Source organism: Marivirga salinae, assembly GCF_030503855.1.
Classification (GTDB): domain Bacteria; phylum Bacteroidota; class Bacteroidia; order Cytophagales; family Cyclobacteriaceae; genus Marivirga; species Marivirga salinarum.
On sequence record NZ_CP129971.1, the window covers coordinates 3601260 to 3617550 of the forward strand.

The 16291-nt window shown below is 33.6% G+C and carries 10 protein-coding genes and 1 pseudogene; 5 read left to right on the forward strand and 6 right to left on the reverse strand.

Annotation, left to right across the window (positions count from 1 at the left end; all coding sequences use genetic code 11):
• The first annotated feature begins 68 nt into the window (after positions 1 to 68).
• From QYS49_RS15080 to QYS49_RS15090, 3 genes and pseudogenes are all read left to right on the forward strand, one after another.
• A pseudogene (locus QYS49_RS15080) lies at positions 69 to 1338 on the forward strand (asparagine synthetase B).
• Between the two features lie 444 nt (positions 1339 to 1782).
• Positions 1783 to 2289, forward strand: a complete 507-nt coding sequence (locus tag QYS49_RS15085) for a UCP032817 domain-containing protein (RefSeq protein WP_308348447.1) — start codon at positions 1783 to 1785, stop codon at positions 2287 to 2289.
• A gap of 307 nt (positions 2290 to 2596) precedes the next feature.
• Complete coding sequence (locus tag QYS49_RS15090) at positions 2597 to 5803, forward strand: sensor histidine kinase (RefSeq protein WP_308348448.1); 3207 nt, start codon at positions 2597 to 2599, stop codon at positions 5801 to 5803.
• Positions 5804 to 6144: 341 nt separating this feature from the next.
• Here the strand turns inward: QYS49_RS15090 and QYS49_RS15095 are convergent, their stop codons facing one another.
• From QYS49_RS15095 to QYS49_RS15110, 4 genes are all read right to left on the reverse strand, one after another.
• A complete protein-coding gene (locus QYS49_RS15095; RefSeq protein WP_308348451.1) occupies positions 6145 to 6588 on the reverse strand; it encodes an RrF2 family transcriptional regulator in 444 nt (147 codons plus the stop codon).
• Between the two features lie 65 nt (positions 6589 to 6653).
• Positions 6654 to 7676 carry a c-type cytochrome gene (locus QYS49_RS15100; protein WP_308348453.1) on the reverse strand — a complete coding sequence of 341 codons (1023 nt, stop codon included), beginning with the start codon at positions 7674 to 7676 and terminating at the stop codon, positions 6654 to 6656.
• Positions 7677 to 7685: 9 nt separating this feature from the next.
• Positions 7686 to 8516, reverse strand: a complete 831-nt coding sequence (locus QYS49_RS15105; RefSeq protein WP_308348454.1) for a DUF5777 family beta-barrel protein — start codon at positions 8514 to 8516, stop codon at positions 7686 to 7688.
• A gap of 4 nt (positions 8517 to 8520) precedes the next feature.
• Complete coding sequence (locus tag QYS49_RS15110; RefSeq protein ID WP_308348456.1) at positions 8521 to 9324, reverse strand: cytochrome c; 804 nt, start codon at positions 9322 to 9324, stop codon at positions 8521 to 8523.
• Positions 9325 to 9754: 430 nt separating this feature from the next.
• Here QYS49_RS15110 and QYS49_RS15115 point away from each other — a divergent pair, with 430 nt between their 5' ends.
• Positions 9755 to 12592, forward strand: a complete 2838-nt coding sequence (locus QYS49_RS15115) for a cupredoxin domain-containing protein (protein ID WP_308348458.1) — start codon at positions 9755 to 9757, stop codon at positions 12590 to 12592.
• Between the two features lie 142 nt (positions 12593 to 12734).
• Here the strand turns inward: QYS49_RS15115 and QYS49_RS15120 are convergent, their stop codons facing one another.
• On the reverse strand, positions 12735 to 12893 hold the full coding sequence (locus QYS49_RS15120; protein WP_308348460.1) for a DUF2892 domain-containing protein: 159 nt from the start codon (positions 12891 to 12893) through the stop codon (positions 12735 to 12737).
• 91 nt (positions 12894 to 12984) lie between these two features.
• Positions 12985 to 14472, reverse strand: coding sequence for a helix-turn-helix domain-containing protein (locus QYS49_RS15125; protein ID WP_308348462.1), 1488 nt, complete (start codon positions 14470 to 14472; stop codon positions 12985 to 12987).
• 207 nt (positions 14473 to 14679) lie between these two features.
• Here QYS49_RS15125 and aceB point away from each other — a divergent pair, with 207 nt between their 5' ends.
• Positions 14680 to 16272 (forward strand): malate synthase A, encoded by a 1593-nt coding sequence (aceB, locus tag QYS49_RS15130; protein WP_308348464.1) that lies wholly within the window; start codon positions 14680 to 14682, stop codon positions 16270 to 16272.
• Positions 16273 to 16291 lie beyond the last annotated feature (19 nt).

The following is a 16291-nucleotide window of genomic DNA, read 5'->3' on the forward strand; positions in this document are numbered from 1 at the left end:
ATGTAATATATTGATATTCAGAAACATAAATAATATTTTGTGTGACTAAATTTTAGAACCTATATAATATGACTCAAAAATTTTTCCTATTTATATTTACTATTTTCATTTCGTCTCAAAGTTTGAAAGCCAATCAAATTTTAATCCCTATGGATGAGGAACAGTCCAATCACTTGAAAGCTTATGGATTAGCCTTTTGGGTATTGGAAAAGGAAATACCTGTTGATTGGTTATTGAATTATAGAGGTGGTAGCTTTTTGATTGAAAGTAAACAATCCATCATCAATGAATTAATCATAAGAGGAGTTTCTTATGAAATAATTTCAGATGCTGTTGCCAATAATATGTTGGATGAAATTGCCAGTCCATCATTCTAATAAAGACGCTATGCGATTGGATAAAGTCCCGAAAATTGCCGTTTATTCTCCAAAATCAAAACAACCCTGGGATGATGCAGTAACACTAGTATTGACGTATGCCGAAATTCCTTATGATGTGATTTTCGATGATGAAATTATGACGGAAGGATTGACTGATTACGATTGGTTGCATTTACACCATGAAGATTTCACTGGACAATACGGAAAATTTTACAGAAGCTATGCCAACCAACCTTGGTACATACAACAACAAAAAGAATATGAAGCCATGGCCAAAAAACATGGTTTCAGAAAAGTATCGCAACTTAAACTTGCTATAACCCAGAAAATAAGAGGCTTCGTGAATAAAGGAGGTTTTCTATTTGCTATGTGTTCTGCCACGGATACTTACGATATTGCATTGGCTGCAGCAGGAGTTGATATAGCGGCCAGAATGTATGACGGAGACCCAGCAGACCCAAATGCTCAGGAAAAACTAGACTATGAGCAAACTTTAGCTTTCGAGGATTTCAAACTCGAAATGAATCCGCTAGAATACGAATATTCCAATATTGATCAAAATCAAATTGACAGACCTGGAATGAAAGAAGGGAATGATTTCTTCACACTATTTGAGTTCTCTGCAAAATGGGATCCTATTCCTACTATGCTTACCCAAAATCATGAGAAACTAGTGAAAGGATTTATGGGACAGACTACCGCATATAAAAAGAGCTTGATAAAACCTGATGTGGTGATTTTAGGTGAAAACTCTTCCGTAAGTGAGGCGCGTTACATTCACGGAATTTTCGGTAATGGCTTTTGGACATTCTATGGCGGACATGATCCAGAAGATTATCAGCATTTTGTAGGTGAACCGCCAACCGATTTAAATTTGCATCCTAATTCTCCAGGATATCGATTGATCCTAAACAATATATTATTTCCGGCTGCTAAAAAGAAAAAGAAAAAGACTTAATTAGATAAATACAATTAAAACATTTGGCTAATTCGGTTGTTATCAAATTAAACTTCTGAGAATTATGATAATTTAATAGTCATATTTTATCATAATTCTTACCTCTATTCCTTTCTTTATTTTCATAACCGTCCGAATAATTATATGTATATATTTATAATATAATTAATTATCCCATGATTTATTTAATCGGTTAAAATACAATATTACAGATAGTTATACTTTTACTTGTATTGTAATTTTGAGAATCTACCTTTGCGCTCTGAAAATTTAAAATAACCCCAAAAAGTACAAGAAATGAACACTACTACTACAAAAAACAATTCTAAAGCAAACACAGAAAAAGAACAATTTTTGAACAAAATCTTAACTAAAAAGAAATCACTTTCTCCTATTTGTTCAGCTATTTGTTCAATTAATTGATCCATTTTACTTTAGGTAAAAATGATTCAAGAAATTACAAAAACAAATAAAACACTATTGTCTGCTTTAGATTGTGATGAAGACAATATTATCATTGAAGGTTTTATGGATAGATATACCGTAAACCGAGAAGAAGCAACTGAAATTTTACAAGAAACCAAAAAATGGTTGTGGTTAGCTTCAGAAAACATCAAAGAGAAAAAAGGGTTTCGACTTTTTATAGACAATTCTCTATTGATCATTGATGAGATGTGGCATAATTTTATATTGCATACAAGGATTTACCAAAAATTCTGCAATGAAAAACTGAACTTATTCGTACACCATGAACCTACACCAGCTTCTGAGAAAATAATAGGTTTTGATAGCGAGGTCGAAAAACATAAGTTTCAGAATGAACAGGAAGAAAAATTAAGTCAGCAATTATCCTATATTTATGACAAATTGGGAGCTGAAACTGTAAGTAAATGGTACGAGGAATTTCCTGAGAAATTTAATGAAGAGAAAATTCATGATTTAAAAAGATAACTTATCCTTTTATAACTTATCTAAAAACGGTAGCAGTAATATCATTTACTTCTACCGTTTTTTTTTAACTCAATAAATTTATAGAAAATCATACTTTTAGCCCCATATATCATAAAGACTTAAAAATTTTAATTTTAATTCTATATATTTCTATTTCAGAGAAATTTTATCCAGCGTATTGCAAAAAAAATATCTACATAATGGTAAATCCTTCATAAACAGAAAGACGGCTGTCTTCCTATCAATTGTATTTTTATTGTTTTTAAATTCATCAATAGGTAAAAGTCAATCGTATTTCACCCCCCTGATGCAACATTATTCGGCTAAAGATTATAAAGCAGGGATATCAAATTGGGATATGGCTTCATCCAATGATGGTCTATTATACTTCTCCAATTTAAATGGGATACTACAATTTGATGGAAAGGAATGGCAATTTATTAAGATAAAAGGTGGAAAGATTTCGCGTGCCATACATAAAGATTATCATGGAAGAATATTTGTAGGAAGTACTGATGAATTTGGATATTTGAATATTGACAGCACAGGAACCACATATTTTCAATCGTTAAGTGACCAACTAAATCTTGACAGAATTGGATCTGTTTTTCAAATTTTAAGTATTAAAAATGATATATATTTCATCACCTTAAAATACCTTATCCGATTTAACCAAGATGGATTTAAGCATTGGAAATTAAACAGAGGATCTGGAGGATTTATATATCAAAATAATTTATACATCAAGGATGTAAATCAAGTTTTATTAAAGCTTAAAAATGATAGCTTAATCAATATAAACGGAAGCAATAAAACCCCATCATTAATAAGAAGTAATATTGTTAATGGATTTGATGCAGATGAAAAATACATTATTGGGAAAAGCCAAAACAAAGGCTATATTTTCAGAAACGATTCAATAATAGAAACTCAACAGCAGTATCCATTTGGAAATTCATTTCTTTCTCTAAGTAAAAGTAATTCAGTTAAAAATTCCATTTGGGCTTCCACATTAAATAAAGGCATTTTCAATTTTAATATAGGAGATACCGTCTTTAATAAAATCAATATTGAAAAAGGCTTACCTACCAATATTACCTTCAATATCTACTCTGATAATCATAATGGGGTTTGGGCATTGCATCAAGAAGGAATCACGAGAATTCAAGCATCAAAAAATTTAATGCTTTGGGGTAAAGATTTAGGTTTTGACGCTATAATTACGAAAATACTAAATTGTAATAATCAAATTTTCCTACCCTCATTTGATGGATTGTTCACTTTAAATAAAGATAAAAAAATACACCTAACTTATAATCCAAAAGACAGGCTTTTTAATGTTTTTAACTATAAAGATATTATAATCATCACAGGAGATAAAGGACTTTATAAGTATAAAAATTCTGAAAATATTAAGACAATCCCTATTGCTGGAGGAACTAATGAATTTCTCTCTAATAATAAGTTATTTATCACCACAGCCAGAAATGGCATAATTCAATATTCACCTGATTCTGATCAAACTCAAGAATATATATCAGAAATCAGTGGTTTTTGTAACAGTATTTTAAGTTTAGATTCCAAACATTGGCTCAGCTATAAATCGGAGGGTATTTATTTAATTGATGAAAATAATGGTAATCCTAAATGGAAGTTCTTTAACCAAAATCATGGTTTGCCTGATGTTAATGCCATCAATATTTTAAAGTCTGTTGAAGGTGAAATCCTTTTCACCACCTCAAAAGGGTTTTATACCCTAAATAAAAACCCCAAAGCTGATTCCAGCAATCTATTTATTCCCCATTCAAAAATCACGGATGAAAAGCTGAATATCAACAATATAGACCAGGATCAAAACGGTAATTATTGGTTGACCATAACCGAAGAATCTCAGAGGCAATTGGTTATAAAATTTGAAAGAAAGGATGATGGTAGTTACGAAAAAATAGAGCGGTCTCTAAAAGCTATCCCAAATCAAAATTTCACTAGCATTTATGTGGATCAATTAGAAGATAGTATAGTTTGGATAGCGGGAAATGAAGGTTTATACCGATTTGATGAGAAAGAGAATGTAGACTTAGATATCCCATTCAAGACCTTTATAAAGAAAGTGAGCCTAAATGACTCCATATTATCACAAGGATTATATAAAGAATTTAGGTCTTCGGATAGCATTCCAACCTTAATAATTGATCAACCTAATGCATCTGTTCCTAAAATTAAATTTTCGGATAATAATATAAAATTTGAATTTAGTGCGCTTTTTTATGAGCAGCCGGAAAGAAATCAATATTCCATCTACCTTCAAGGTTTTGATAAGGAATGGTCAGCTTGGTCAAGTATGAACCATAAGGAATACACCAACTTGCCAGCAGGTAAGTATCAATTTAAAGTGAAATCAAAAAATTTATACGATACAGAAGGGAAAACAGCTATTTACAAATTTGTAATTTTACCTCCTTGGTATCAGACTACTTGGGCTTACTTTTTCTTTAGCATCATAATCGTCACTATTATCTGGCTTTTGATGTTAGCCTATACTTATAGAGTTCGACAACAAAGAAAACGCCTTAAACTGATAGTGGCTGACCGTACCTACGAAGTAATGCAGCAGAAAAGGGTTATTGAAAAGCAATTGCTTAAAATGTCAAATCTGAATGAGGAAATTAGCCAACAGCGAGATGATATTTTAGAAAAAAATCAAGAGCTAGAAAGCTCACAAGAGGAGGTTTTATCTATCAATAACAAACTCCAAGAACTTAATCAGGCTTTAGAAGCAAGGGTGGAAAAAAGAACGGCAAAGATTAAAGATACCATTCAAAAACTACAGCAAACCAATAAAGATTTAGATACATTCACTTATAAAACATCGCATGATTTAAAAGGCCCTATCAGTAGAATTAAAGGAATTTTAGCTTTAGCTCGCTTTGAAAATCCGGAAGCCAAAACTGATAAGTATTTGGACTTGATTGAAAAAACGACCAAAGAGATGGATATCCTATTGAGTAAACTAACTCAAGTACATAATATCTATAACTCCAAAGTTGAATATAATGCCATTGATATTCCAACTATCTTCAAAGAGGTAATGGAAAAGATCAGTCCGTTAGTAGAGCAATCTAAATTCAAATTTCAATTTGATTTGAAGAATGAAAATGAATTGAAAACGGATGAAAAAATGCTAGAGTTGATTTTACTCAACCTGCTAGAAAATGCGCTGATCTATGCCGATGATAAAAAACCACAACAAGAGATAAAGCTTAGTACCCTTAAAAAAGAAAACATCTTTTCCCTCTCTATTGAAGATAATGGTGTGGGGATTCCTGAAAAACAGCTCCCTAGAATATTTGAAATGTTCTTCAGAGGTTCGGAAAAATCAATCGGAAACGGACTTGGATTGTATTTGGTTAAGGTTGCCGTTGAGAAGATTGGGGGTACGCTTAAAGTCGAAACTAAAGAATTTGAATTTACCAGGTTTACTATTGAGTTTCCTTTGAAGGGGTGGAAAGTTTGAAGTTAGAAGTGGGAAGTTGGATGAAACAATTCTTACCTATAAACTAATCAATTCAATCTGTGCGTCATCCCTGCGGAGGAAGGGATCTATTGATTTTAACCTTTGGTTAAAATATTAAGAAAGCAGGCTACCAATCTAACTAATTGAGTAATCAATATCCATTACAGCAAAAAAAAATATTAAAACGTAGTTTTAATAAGAAAAGATCCCTGCCTTCGCAGGGATGACGATCTGTTCTGGCTTCATTTATTAAATTATAACCGGAGTATTATTGAAGATAGAAGTATAAAGTGTTAGAATTACGAATAGTGGGAAACCAATAATCTATTAAAATTATAAACTCACCCCTTCTTCTTAGCTATTAACTTTTTTTCTCTGTCTAGTAGTCCTTTGAGGGTCTGTCCTTTAAAAATTTTAACGGTTTCATTACGAACTTTTAAAAATGCTTCTCTTATAGAGCAGGTCTCTTCATCCTTGCATTCTTCACATCTTTCATAAAATTTGAAGGTAACACAAGGAAGTAAAGCAATAGCCCCATCAAATAATCTCAAAATTTCAGCTAGATTAACCTCTTCTGGATCTTTGCGAAGGTAATAACCTCCACCTTTTCCTTTTTTACTGCCTAAAATACCGTCATTTTTTAAATCAAGGAGTATAGCTTCCAAAAATTTTTGAGGGATGTTTTCTTCCTCCGCAATGGTACTTATTAATGTGGGCCCTTCTCCGTATTTTCTGCCCAAGTGGACTAATGCATTAATGGCGTATTTTGACTTTTTGGAAATCATATTGGCAAATATACGCTTTGAAAGGGATTTTTAAGGGTAAATTCTTAAAAAGTATAGGAGGTATTTTATTTCAAATTCGATTCAATATAGGCACGCAAATCTTCCACTTGCTGATGACTCATTTTTTCCAAAGTATAATTAGGCATATATTCTTTATGGCCTAATTCAGAATAAGATCCATTTCTTATAATTTCGTAAATCGACTTTTTGCTATTCTCTGGCATATGTTTTTTAAGCCACTTAAAAGTCAGTATTGAATTATCTAAAACTAAATCACTTTCGCCATAAGCATGATGGCAATGCTGACAGCCCAGCTCATAAATAGCCTTTCCGTATTGAGGTCTACCTTCAAATGGATACCCCTTCTCTTTACTTTCAGGTAAATCCGCAAATGTTGCAGGCGATTTTGTTAAATAATGAGATTTAATAAATGCTATCGCACTATCATTATCAGATTCTGCTAAGGTATTGATATGGTCAATTTCTTTTTCACTCAAATCTAAATCCTCCACCTTCATTTGAAGGCTCCATAAATATGAGAGAATACTTTTCATCTCCCAATCTTCAAGTTCTCTTCCTTGAGAACACACAGTAGCACATAAATTGATACTTTCTTTTAAACTTCCTGAAGCTTTTTCTACCAAACTGCCATACTTCAAGACGTAGTCATCATTATACCATGACTCCTTATTAACCGCACCCCAGAAAGTAGTGCCTTGTAAATAAGGGAGCTCATTTTTCATAGCATATTCCAATCGAGCATCCTGATCAACCAAAGTCAAATCAGGATCTTCTCTTTCTACATTATGGCAGCTGGTGCAGGTATAAAACTTACTGATCGCATTTGAAGCAAATCCATCAGGTGGTGTAGTTTTACCTACATGAATTAAATCATATCCTCTTTTAATATCCATCGAATCAGGATTCTCTATATAATGCTCAGGATATTCTTGCCCTAAAGACTTCAATACCTCTACCAGATTTTGCTGAGGTTTTATTTCCTGATTACTCAAAGGAGTAAAAGAAAATATCAAAATCAACAAACTTAAAGATGATATGCCCCAATATTTATATTTCAATTTATACATCTGAAAAATTTATTTTCTTGCCCCAATTTTAAAATCCCTTGTGATATTGAATCCAAAATGAATATCTCCGTTTTCAATTCTTCCTGTCGTTTCTGCAACATATAAAGGTGCAATCATTCCTAAAGAATTCGTAAAATTCAATTGGAAAATATGCCCCTTCGTTTCTAATTCAATTCCCAAACCGGCTGAAGACTGATACTGACTAGCTAACTGATCAGGCAGATTGAAATAATACTCCAAGTTAAAAGCTAAAACTTTGGTGACTTGAATTCTACTTGCAGTTCCAATGCTATAAATATCATTATTGCTTTCTAAATCCAAGACAAAATTACGGTGGACGTAAGTCGGCATAATTTGAAAACTTATAAATTCATTAAATTTTCTCGCTACCAGCAATTGGTGTACGAAAGTTAAATTATTGGTAAAGTTTAAATCTTCAGTTTGAGGAGTTTGAATTGTTCTAACAGCGGCATTGGTATAATAAACCAAAGAGATTGGACTTCCCCCCTCCTTCTTTTGTTGTAGGAATCTATATTTTAAATAAAAATCATAATGCTTTTGCAATGAGCTTCGTCCAAATCCGACATTCATATTATCAGTAAAAGCATAATCCAAACCAATTCTAATTGTGGAATTATCCAAACCCCAGAGTTGCTGTACTCCAGAACTTATAGCACCAAATCTATGAGAAATGATAAACTTCATCATACCCTTTGGCAGAACTTCAGTAGAATGTCCGTTTACTACGCGAGTATCTCTAAATACTTTTTCTCTATCTTCTTGAGCATATAAATTGAATACCCAAAATTGTACAATTAAAATTACTAGTATTTTTTTCATAATATTAATTTTCTAAAGCCCCACCATCAACCCAACAAGCAATTGCTTGAATTTCCTCTTCTGTTAAATCTGGTCTGCCAGCTGGTGGCATGGTTCCGCTTCCTGTTCTGTTTTTAATTCTTGAAGCATTTTGAATAATATTTTCATCTATAGTGAAATTAGGTGATTGAGTTCCATTATGACATCCATTCACTGCGCAATTTGTAGCAATTATAGGTTTAACATCATCTGAAAAACTGATGTTGGTACTAATTTCTATACCTGATAATTCAGCTTCACAACCGTTAGCATCACGTGCTAAAATAGTGTATTCACCACTTGATAAGCCTGTAAACTCAGGAGTACCTTGAGGTTCAGCACCATTAATTAAATATTCTATAGGCTCAACTCCATCTTCTTGGCTTATTAAAATAGTACCTGTATTGTCACCACATTCAGATTCACTTTTTTCAATTAACGAAATTTGAATGCCATCTTCATTTTCAATGCTTACTTCAATTGGTTCGCTGACACATTGTGTGTTTTGATCAATTGCTTGAACAGTATAATTTCCAGCTCCTAATTCTGTAAACACATTATTTTCAGCAAAATCACCATCATTTAATCGATATAAGTATTGATCAGTACCATTTACACTGGCAACAATTTCACCTGAAGAAGTGGCACAAGCAGTATTTTGAACTGATTCAACTACAAGCTCGAATGATTCACACTCGATTTCAGGTTGTGCAATTCTTTCATATTCACAACCATAAATAAAGATCAGCAGTGATGAAATGATGAGTATTATATTAGATTTTTTATTCATAGAAATTTATTTCAGATTAATCATAATCTACCTACGCATTTACTTATTGAATTGGATTAATAAAATAACTAGTCATACAATATCCTTTAGTTAATCATTTTTTATGCCTCACCCTTCTTCTCATCCAAAGGCAGGCCAGCCTTTGGATGAGAAGAAGGCCTTACCTAAACGACATTGACTAGTCAATATATAAAAGAATTTGTTCTGAAAATAATTATAAACATATAAATAAAATATAACTCGAATAACAGCCTCTCCCTTATTACTAAATTTTTAAAACATTTTGATCAAACATAATATTCTAATAACCATGAACTTAAATAGCTATATTAAATGTAGTTTGATAATAATCTGAAAGAAATTCATACTTCATGAAATCTGGATTTCAATAAGGTGCGTAAATCAATTCGAAATCAAAAACATAAAAACGATGATAATTAAAAAACAAAACTTAAAAGCTTTAATGAAAAGCACACTGCTAGCAATAGCAGCATCAAGCTTGGTATTTACGGCTTGTGATCCCGAAGAAGAGATGACCCCAGAAATGCCGACTGGATCAATTTCTGTATCAGATCAAACTTTGGATGGAAATACAATAATTGTTGATAATGTAACGCTCAACAAAGCAGGTTGGGTTGTAGTACATGCATCTAATGCAGCTGGTGATGGTCCACAAGTACCAGAAATAATATCTGAGCCATTATTAGTTGAAGAGGGAATGAACAATGATGTTGAAGTTACATTGACGAACCCAGATGATATTGAAGATGGAGATCAAGTTTGGGTAATGCTACATACGGATGATGGAGAAACGGGTGTTTATGAATTTGATGGCTCAAACGGATTGGATGGTCCAATTTTGAATGATGACGAATCTATTGTTGTTAGTCCATTGACTTTAACAATTGACACACCAATGCCAATGGGAATGTTAACGGTTTCTGACCAAACACTTTCTCAAAACATGGTGAAAATAGAAAATGTAAATCTTGACCAAAATGGTTGGATTGTAGTACATGCAAGCAATGAATCAGGTGATGGGCCACAAGTGCCTGAAATCATCTCAGAGCCATTATTAGTGGAAGCTGGAGAGCAAAATAATTTAATGGTTGCATTATCTGATGGAGTAGAACTTTCTGATGGAGATCAATTGTGGATAATGCTTCATACTGACACTGGTGAGGCAGGAATTTATGAATTTGATGGGGCAAATGGATTTGACGGTCCTATTTTAGACAGTGAAGGCAATATTGTAGTAACTCCAATCACAGTTTCTGCGGCATCCATAACTGCAAGTAATCAAGTAGTTAATGAAAACTCGGTAGTAATTGATGAAATAAATGCTGCTGTTGATGGATGGATCGTAATTCATGCGGATAATGAAGGCGCGCCTGGTGCGGTTCTAGGACAATCTTTTGTAGAAGCTGGAATAAATGAAAATGTTTCTATCGATTTAGGTGATGCAGTGTTTGCAGGAGGTGAAGTGCTATTTCCAATGTTACATATTGAAAGTCCAGCGGATGGAGAATATGGATTCCCTGACAATGGTGATGGGCCAGAAGTATTTGGTGAAGATGTAGTAGTAGTAAGTATGGAAACAATTGCACCTACTGGTTCAATTACAGTTGAAGACCAAGCTGTAGACGCAAATACAATAACTGTTAGTGATTTGACAGTAGATGCAACATCTTGGGTAGTAGTACATGCAAGTAACGAAGCTGGAGATGGTCCGCAAGTTCCAGAAATTATCTCTACTCCAGTACAATTGGAAGCAGGTTCAAATAGCAATGTAGAAATAACATTAACTGAGCCAGTTGCAGGAGATGATGTTTTATATGTAATGATTCACACAGATAATGGTACTATAGGTGAATATGAATTTGACGGTGCAAATGGTTTTGACGGACCTGTTGTAACAGAATCCTTTACTGCCACCCCACCTCAAGCAAATATATTTGTTGCAGCTGAACAAGCAATTGATGCTAAAACGATTACAGCTGATGAGATTTCAGTCAATGCTACGTCATGGGTAGTTGTACATGCAGGTGATGGAAATGGTAACCCTATTGTACCAGGTATCATTTCAAATCCTGTTCAAATTGAACCAGGTACTAATGAAGATGTTATTTTAGAATTGACTGAAGAAGTTTCAGTAGGTGACAACTTATTTGTAATGGTACATACTGACAATGGTGTAATTGGAGAATATGAATTTGATGGTGCAAACGGATTAGATGGTCCTGTTAATACAGTAATGACTACAGTTCGCAATCCTTCTGTATTGATTACAGTAAATGATCAAATAATCCAAGGGAACACGATTACTGCTGAAGTATTGTCAGTTGATGTAACAAGTTGGGTTGTAGTACATGCCAGCAATGCTGCTGGAGATGGACCACAAGTCCCGGAAATTATTTCTGAACCGCTTCAATTATTGCCAGGAAATAATACTGATACTGAGATTACATTAACAGAAACAGTGGATGCAAATTCTACTATCTATGTTATGGTTCATAATGATAATGGTGTAATAGGAGAATATGAATTTGATGGTGCAAACGGATTAGATGGCCCACTTTCAACTCAATCTATAGTTACTCAAGCACCAACTGGCTCATTTACTGCAAATGATCAAACTTTAACTAATGGAAATGTAATTGTTGAAAGTATCACAGTAGGTCAGCCATCTTGGGTAGTGATTCACAGAGATAATGGAGCAGGCTCATTTGAAGCACCCGGTATCATTTCAGAACCGGTGGCTTTAGAAGCAGGAACTTCAACAGATGTTGAGATTTCTTTTGCTGATGGTGAAACTGTTGCTGACGGTGAAACTATTTGGATCATGTTGCACAATGACAATGGAGTTGTAGGTAGTTATGAGTTTGATGGTGCCAATGGCTTAGACAATCCAATCACTTTCTCATCCATTGTAGTATCAGAAGCAAACGCAATCAATTATGATGTGACTAATGATGGAGCAAGTGCTTACTTATTCTCAGGAAATGGATTAACTAATTCATCAAACCCTGATATTACGCTTGTGAGAGGTGAAACTTATACTTTCACTGTAAACGCTTCAGGACATCCATTCTACATAAATGATACACAAGGAACCGGAACAGCTAATGCTTATAATAATGGAGTAAGTAATAATGGAGCTCAATCAGGAACTGTGACTTTTACAGTTCCTAATGATGCACCTAGCACATTATTCTATAATTGTGAATTTCATGGGTCAATGACTGGCACTATAACAATTACCGATTAAGAACAATTCTAAGTTTGTTTAGGATAAAGTTAAAATGCCCTTAATGAAAGGATATTTTATCAAGTTTAGCCAAAACAAATTTAAACCTATTTTCATAGTAGTTTAACGGTTTAAAAGCGACTCAAATGAGTCGCTTTTTTTATTAAAAACTAATGATGCTTGAGAATACAATAACTAATGCCAAATTGCCTAAAATAATGGCTAATGTTTCGAGTATAATTCCAAAATAGTAGAATACTCCAACTATAATGGCTAATAAAATTATAATGGTTTTATCAGCAGTCCTCCTATTGGCTTGCATAGTGATTTATCTCAATAAATTTAATCAATCGAAGAACTAAGGGTATAACTTATGGTATTAAGGAATTATCTCCAACTTTTCCATTATTCAATTATTGGTGAGTCAAAAGTTCAACCGCTTTTTTCATAGCGTTCAGTTGTTGTTTTTGCTCATAAATATGGGCAGGTGCAGCTCTTTCCTGGCAATCATAAAGCGGGCAAGTCTCGCAAGTTTCATTGACAATTCTAATAGGGATTACAGGATCACTGTAAAATTTCACTTTGCGTTTCATAGCTGGAGTGATTAACAAACCAATAGACACACTGCTATTCTGACCAATGTTTTTATTACTTGGCTTAGCCAAACTGATAATCAAATATTCATTATCAGAATTGACATATTGACTGCGCTGTACTTTGCACTTTACTTTATCTTGCCCATCCCCTGCTTGACTTCTTAATTCTTTTAGAATTTCAATAGACGCCCATCTTCGGCAGTAGTGTTGATCTAGTGCAGTTCCATGAGGATTATGCAGACCTGAAAGGTGCATTTCCTTTGTCAGTTTGAATGTTTCTTCATTGGATGTGCTAAAACGCAGAAAGAATAATTCCTTAATGCCAAAAACTTTGGGCAATAAATTGGTCATTCTATGCATCAGCATTTCAGGTGTGCATTGATATGTTTCTAGAATATCTAGTAACAAATTGGGATTAAACTTTGGCTCAGATAAAAAATTTTTCAAGTCTTCTACTATTGCTTTTTCAGGTAAAGCCAGTGCACAAGCAAAATATGAAGCTTTATAATTATTCAATACTTCTTCAAATGAGTTTACAGATATCCAGCTAGAAGTAAAAGGTCTAGGACTTAAACTTAAATTATGATATCCGAGCTCCTTTGCCATGGTAAAAAGCTTCTGTGATTCTGTTAATTTTGGATTCATCAATAGCTGTGGAGCATCTCCAGGTATGGTCATAGAACGCAGTGGCTTTAACTCTTGCTGATGTTCCAATCCATTTGGTAAAACCTGATAATTAAATTCTGAACTCAATATTTCCTGAAATTGCTGGAATGTATAAGGATATGAAATATCATTGAAGAATTGAGTTCTGAATGTCTCAACCGCTTCTTCAATACTTTCAAAATAATTATCGTGCATTTCCTGAAAAGAACGCAACATATTGAGATACAAACTTTCGACCCTCAATCCATAATTCCTACTAATTTCTATCAGAGTGCTTAAAAAAGCTCCCAATTTTGCGGGGGCATTACTTAGTAAATCCAATAAATGAGCAGGCTCAATTCCAAATAGCTCTAAGGGCAGTTCTTTAAAAAGGTTGGATTGCAATAATTCTCCCAAAGGAGCCAGTTTTTTACTTAATTGCAGGGAAACCAAATCATCAAAACTGACTTCCAATGTTTCTGAAAGTTTATTGATTTTCTCAATTTTAGGATATTTTTTACCCTTTTCTATTTCGTTTAGGTAAGAGGCTGACAAGCCTGTTTGCTTTGATAATTGTGCAAAAGACAAGCCTTTTTCTAAGCGTAACTGCCGCACTTTTAAACCAAAGATAAGTTTTACATTTTCTTGAGATATAGCCATTATTAGTTGTATTTATTGTTATTTCTTGTTCTCCTAAAAAGCGAAGAAACTTTTTTCAATTTTTTTTCAATGCCTTAATTACTCATTACTTCTTTTAAAGTCATTCGCAAATATAGCGAATAAAATCCAATAGCGAATATTCGCTTGTTATTTAATTTTCGCTAACCTACATTTGAAACATCAATCATCTTAAAAACTGATAATCAAATGGAAACTACGTCAGCACAATTAAAAAAATCGAAAAAGAAAAATGAAGACTTTAGCTTATTGACAGATGAAGCCATTTCATTCTTAAATAAACTGCATGAAAGGTTTAATGAAAAAAGATTTGAGCTATTAGGGAGAAGAGAACAAGTTTATGATCAAATCAAACAAGGTAAGGATTTAGATTTCCCGAAAAGCACCGAAGATGTCCGCAATGATCCTGATTGGAAAATTGCTCCTTTACCTAAAGACTTACAGGATAGAAAAGTAGAAATCACGGGTCCTGTAGATAGAAAAATGATTATTAATGCGCTAAACTCTGGAGCTAGAGTTTTTATGGCAGATTTTGAAGATTCTACAAGCCCTACTTGGAAAAACATAACCGAAGGGCAGCAAAATTTATATGATGCCATCAGAAAACAAATTGATTTTACAGCTGATAATGGCAAGGACTACAAGTTAAAAGATAAAACTGCGGTTCTAAAAGTTAGACCTAGAGGATGGCATTTATCGGAAAAGAACTTTTTAGTAGATGGTGAACCTATTTCTGCTTCACTATTTGATTTCGGATTATACTTCTTTCATAATGCTCATGAATTAATAAGAAATGGAAGCGGACCTTATTTCTACTTACCAAAATTGGAGCATAGATGCGAAGCCAGATTATGGAATGAGGTATTTGTATTTGCTCAAAATGAATTGGGAATCCCAATCGGCACTATAAAATCTACTGTATTAGTAGAAACCATCACAGCTGCTTTTCAGATGGAGGAAATTATCTATGAATTGAAAGACCATATGGCTGGTCTTAATGCAGGTAGATGGGATTACATTTTCAGTTTTATCAAGAAATTCAGAGATAGACCTGATTACATCTTACCAGATAGAAATCAAGTGACTATGCAAGTTCCCTTTATGAAGGCTTATGCCAATCTTTTGGTAAAAACTTGTCATAAAAGAGGTGCTCATGCAATTGGCGGTATGTCTGCTTTTATTCCAACTAAAGATGAAGAGCAAAATCAGAAAATATTCGATAAAGTTAGAAATGATAAAACAGAAGAAGCACTAGCAGGATACGATGGAAGTTGGGTAGCACATCCGGCATTAATTCCAGCAGTTGAAGCTGTATTCGATCAAATCATTGGAGATAAGCCTCACCAAAAACATATTTTAAAAGAAGATTTTAGCACTACGCCTTCTGCTTTAACTAGCCCAAATGTGATGTATGGAGAGGTTACTGAAAAAGGGGTTCGGATGAACATCAATGTAGCTTTATTGTATATCGAATCTTGGTTACAAGGAACAGGTGCAGCAGCCATCTATAATCTTATGGAAGATGCAGCCACTGCAGAAATCAGTAGAGCGCAATTATGGCAATGGTATCATCACCAAGTATCCTTTAAAAACGGAAAGATTTTTAATAGAGCCCTTTTCTGCATGCTATTAGAAGAAGAAACTGCAAAAGTAAAAGAAATGCTAGGTCAGGTAAGAGTGGAAACTGGAAAGTTGGCAATTGCCAGAGATCTTTTGAAAAACCTGGTGAAGAGCGAAGATTTTGAAGACTTCCTTACTCTTAAAGCATACCCACACATATAAATCAATTTCAAATCATACT